Below are 4,421 nucleotides of genomic sequence, written 5' to 3' on the forward strand. Positions count from 1 at the left end.
TTAAATCCCCTTCGCCTTTGGCAATATCATTGAGTGAGGTTGCCATATTTTGAATTGGCACCACCATTTTATGAGCTATCACCACCACCACAAAAGCCGTTACACCGGTAAGGCCTAATGCAATTAACAAAGACAGGAATGCTTTTTGATTCATCTCTTCCGTTTTATGAGTTTCATAAGCCGCAATGGACTCATCAATATCATCAATATAAGCGCCAGAGCCTAACATCCAGTTAGTATTGGGGATCATGACCGAGTAGCTGAGTTTTTCAATCAACTTACTACTACCCGGTTTTTGGTAATAATAAGAAAAACTTCCTCTGCCCGATTTTGCTGCATCTAATAATCCAACCACAATTTTAGTGCCATTAGGGTCGGTTAAATCAATTTTATTTTGGCCTTCAAGCTCAGGTTTTATCGGAAGCAAAATATTCGTTCCGGTATCATCCCATATAAAAAAATACCCTGCGCTACCAAACCGTAAATCCCTTAATGCAGCATTAACATTTCCTTTGTCACCTAGAGCAAGTTGATACTCGACAACCCCTTGGGCAATCTGTACTGATTCTTTAAGTTGATTTTGGCGCTCAGAAATTAACTCACTGCGAAAGTTTTCAATATCTTTAGCCAACGATGCGCTTTCATTTACATAAAAAAGACTCAGCAACACGGTGAGGATCAACGAAATGGGGATCAATGCTAATCCCAGTAATTTATTGCGCAGTGAAGAACTCAGCATAATGGCAGGCCTTTTTTGAGGTAATGATTTATACAGTATAATTGTCTATTTATTATAGATCTTTACACTTGTTAACAAACAATTACCGCTCAATAAAGTGAAACATGTCGCAAAAAACAAATAGCTTCTGCACATTTTGACTACATTGATATTGCACTTCCAAAAACTGCAAAACCTATGACTAACCATACAAGACTGGGTTGCCACACTTTTAATAAACTAAAACCAATAATCACTAAAGCCATATCCAGCGGCATGACCACCGCACTGGTAAAAACAGGTTGATACAATGCAGCAAGCAACAGCCCAACAACAGCGGCATTGACACCAGCTATTGCACCTGTGATAGCAGGGCGCTGACTAATTGCATGCCAACTTTTTAACCCCACCAGCATTAATAAAAATCCTGGAATAAAAATAGCCAATGTGGCCACTAATGCCCCCAGAATAGGTGACTCTAACCATAAATCAGCGCCTAAAAAAGTGGCTAACGTAAACATGGGGCCAGGAATGGCTTGTGCGAGCGCATACCCCGTTAAAAAACGGTCTGGGGTCATGTATTCACCCACGCTGGTTTCAAGTAAAGGCAGCACCACGTGTCCGCCACCAAACACCAAACTCCCGACTTGGAAAAATTTTGCAAAAATTTGCCCTAAGCTGTCTGGTTGATTAATAAAATAAAATGACGATGCCAACCCAATAATAAATAACGCTAACCAACCATAATTAAGCTCAATCGTTGGCGTTTCTGGTGTAATACTATCGCCTCGAGTCATTAGCATAACCCCAACGGAGGCGGCCACCACTAACATTATCATTTGCATCATTAATGAAGGCATTAACAACAGCGCGACTGCCGTGGCAGCCATTAGTGTTTTAGCGGTTTTTCGGTTACAGAATTGGGTGAACATAGACAAGGTTACATCGGCAACGACCACTACAGCCAATAATTTTAAGCCATGAATAGCCCCAGTAACAGCGGGTAATTCCAGCCAATGTGCACTGGTAACAGCAAATAAGAACAACAATAAAAAAGACGGTAACGTAAACCCTAAAAAGGCTGCTACTCCACCCAAAACCCCACCACGATGGTAACCAATAGCAAAACCGACCTGACTTGAACCAGGTCCAGGCATAAACTGGCTGAGAGCCACAAAACTAGCGTATTGTTTGCCGTCGAGCCACTGCAATTCATCCACAAATGCTTTTCTAAAGTAGCCAATGTGTGCGGCAGGACCGCCAAAGCTTATTAATCCTAATGCTAAAAAGCGACTGAATATTTGCCACATAGTCCTGATACCTTTTTATGTTGATAAACAATGCTATGACATTAATATGACATTTTTATGATTACCCAAACGGCCCCATTACAGCTTTGCTCACTTAACTTGCACTAACATCACTAAAACTTCAAAATGATCAGTATGAGGAAACATGTCGAACATTTGAACTTTACGAACCTCGTAACCCGTAATGCACGCCAAATCACGTATTAAGGTGTACGGATTACAGCTAGAATATACAATTGCTTTGGGAGAAAACTCACTTAATGAATGACATAGTGATTTGCCTAATCCACGTCGCGGTGGGTTTACAATAATCAGATCGGGTTTATCCTGTGCTGTTTGTCCTTGAGCAAAGTGAGTTGAATCAAGGGCACTAAAATCGACTTGTGTTAGCCCTAACTTGGTGGCAGATAAAATGGCACACTCTATCGCTTCAGATTCAATTTCAATGCCCGTTAAACGAGTATGATCGTTAGCACAATGCAACCCAAAACCACCGACACCACAAAATAAATCCCAAATATAATCTGGCGTAAACTCTGTCACCCACTCCCTAGCAACCTGATATAACTGCGCGGCAACATCCGGGTTAGTTTGAAAAAAGCTTTTGGGCCGTATAAATAACGGCACGTCATTAAATTGCTCTTCTAACCGTGTGGTTTCTGTTAGAAATATTTCCTTTTCGCCCTCTAGAATCGCCATGTGAATTGGCTGAATATTAACTGAAACCAGAACGATTTTAGGAAAATCTAACAATAACTGCGGGAGTTCACGTTCAATTCTGCCAATGGCTTGTTCGCTACGTAATACAAAGCGTAGCATAAACTGTCCGCTGCTTTGACTACGTGTAAGTAAGATAAACTTTAACTCACCTTTCCCCTTATCGACACGATAAGGGGGTAAGCCAGCCTGCTGTACGAATCGCTCTAAACGATGCAACAATAATTGCATATCTTGAGGATATAATGAGCAATCACATAAACTGATCGGTTCTCCTTGCGGATTAACGATCCCTAAAATAGGTTGGTGTGCAGCACCAAGAACCACCATTTTAGCTTTATTACGAAATCCAGACTCTGCACTCAACACTGGTGCTAACCATTGTTTAACGGGTATATCGCGAAACAAATTCATTAACAATTGTTGCTTTACACTGACTTGTTCAACCATTGGTAGTTGAATATTACGGCATGATAAACAATCACCACGCTCAAAATAATCACATTTCACAACTACTTGCCTCACCAGAATTAAGCATGGTAAATGCTTGGTCGCACAATTGTTTTAACTGTTGCAAGTCTTCAATACTCCCGCCAACTTTACAGCGCATTTGCTCCGGTATACTCAAGGCGTGTTGATAAAGTTTTTGGCCTTCCTCTGTGACATGTAACACACGCACACGCTCATCTAATTCACTACGCCCGCGGGTAACTAAACGTTTACTTTCAAGACGTTTCAACAATGGGGTTAGGGTTCCAGAATCAAGGTGTAATTTTTCACCTAACGTTTTAACACTGATCCCAGGCTCTTTCCAAAGCACCATCATCACCAAATATTGTGGATAAGTCAGCGATATCTCGTCAAGTAATGGCCGATATGCACGGATCATCGCATTAGCGGCACTGTATAACGAAAAGCAAACCTGATTCTCAAGTGCTAACGGACTCGATACAACAGACATGTGCGACTCAATAGGTGCATCAACAGACATTAGGCTTTACTCCACTAACCAACATTATGGGCCAATGATAACATTGGTTGTGCACAACCTATAATCAAAAAGACTAATCCAAGTCGTTTTAGACTAAAATGAATCAAGTACTTCCATTTTCGGCCGATAGCATAGTATAAGCATTCCATTCAATTTTATATTGAGGTTAAACCATGTCACTCAGTGTTAACTCACCCTCTTCAATGCCCACTACGATTGATTCAGGCAGCAGTTTAAAAATCGCAGTAATGGCGATAGAGCAACAAGAAGTTGAAGGCCAAATGGCCGTGCAGCTAATTGAGGCTTCACAACCACCGGCACCTCAGCCGATAGGTAACAGTGGTCATAATATAGATACCTTCGCGTAACGATTTAGCGCCAATTAACGCCTTGACGATAGTTAGCTTTATATTTTAAGGCTTAATTTAATAATACCAATCCTATTAAATATGTGATCTTTCAGCGGGCGTTCAAAGTGCTGTAAGCAAGGCAGATGATTGAAGCGAATAGTGATCCTCGGTAACAAGCTCCTGCGTTACTATACCTCCAGCATCTGAACGCCATGGATGGTGGGAATGTCTTATTTTTTATGGAAAAAAATAGACCATGCCGTCGTATTTTGAAAGCATCTAACGAAGCATAAAGGACTTTGAAACCCGCCAGAATGGCGTCTCTCAGGTATTCC

The 4,421-nt window shown here is 41.2% G+C and carries 5 protein-coding genes; 1 reads left to right on the forward strand and 4 read right to left on the reverse strand.

Annotated elements, in window-relative coordinates; all coding sequences use genetic code 11:
- The 4 genes from ACWXWT_RS19955 to ACWXWT_RS19970 all read right to left on the reverse strand — a co-directional run.
- A partial coding sequence (locus tag ACWXWT_RS19955) for a cache domain-containing protein (protein WP_456043317.1) occupies positions 1-739 on the reverse strand: 739 nt, incomplete at its 3' end.
- A 140-nt stretch (positions 740-879) separates the two neighbouring features.
- Positions 880-2,028, reverse strand: coding sequence for a chromate efflux transporter (gene chrA, locus ACWXWT_RS19960; protein WP_456043318.1), 1,149 nt, complete (start codon positions 2,026-2,028; stop codon positions 880-882).
- A 90-nt stretch (positions 2,029-2,118) separates the two neighbouring features.
- Positions 2,119-3,255: a 23S rRNA (uracil(747)-C(5))-methyltransferase RlmC gene (gene rlmC, locus ACWXWT_RS19965; RefSeq protein ID WP_456043319.1), complete on the reverse strand. Its 1,137-nt coding sequence runs from the start codon at positions 3,253-3,255 to the stop codon at positions 2,119-2,121.
- Positions 3,245-3,736, reverse strand: coding sequence for a MarR family winged helix-turn-helix transcriptional regulator (locus ACWXWT_RS19970; RefSeq protein WP_456043320.1), 492 nt, complete (start codon positions 3,734-3,736; stop codon positions 3,245-3,247). The genes rlmC and ACWXWT_RS19970 overlap by 11 nt, the downstream gene beginning before the upstream one ends.
- A 173-nt stretch (positions 3,737-3,909) precedes the next feature.
- On the opposite strand from ACWXWT_RS19970, the gene ACWXWT_RS19975 reads away from it, so the two are divergent.
- Positions 3,910-4,104 (forward strand): cytoplasmic protein, encoded by a 195-nt coding sequence (locus ACWXWT_RS19975; protein ID WP_456043321.1) that lies wholly within the window; start codon positions 3,910-3,912, stop codon positions 4,102-4,104.
- Positions 4,105-4,421: the final 317 nt, after the last annotated feature.

Source organism: Shewanella sp. A22 (genome assembly GCF_053850585.1).

Excerpts from the sequence above, each read along its gene's own strand:
- ACWXWT_RS19975 (WP_456043321.1), top strand. The coding sequence starts at position 3,910 with ATGTCACTCAGTGTTAACTCACCCTCTTCAATGCCCACTACGATTGAT.
- chrA (WP_456043318.1), bottom strand. The coding sequence starts at position 2,028 with ATGTGGCAAATATTCAGTCGCTTTTTAGCATTAGGATTAATAAGCTTT.
- ACWXWT_RS19970 (WP_456043320.1), bottom strand. The coding sequence starts at position 3,736 with ATGTCTGTTGATGCACCTATTGAGTCGCACATGTCTGTTGTATCGAGT.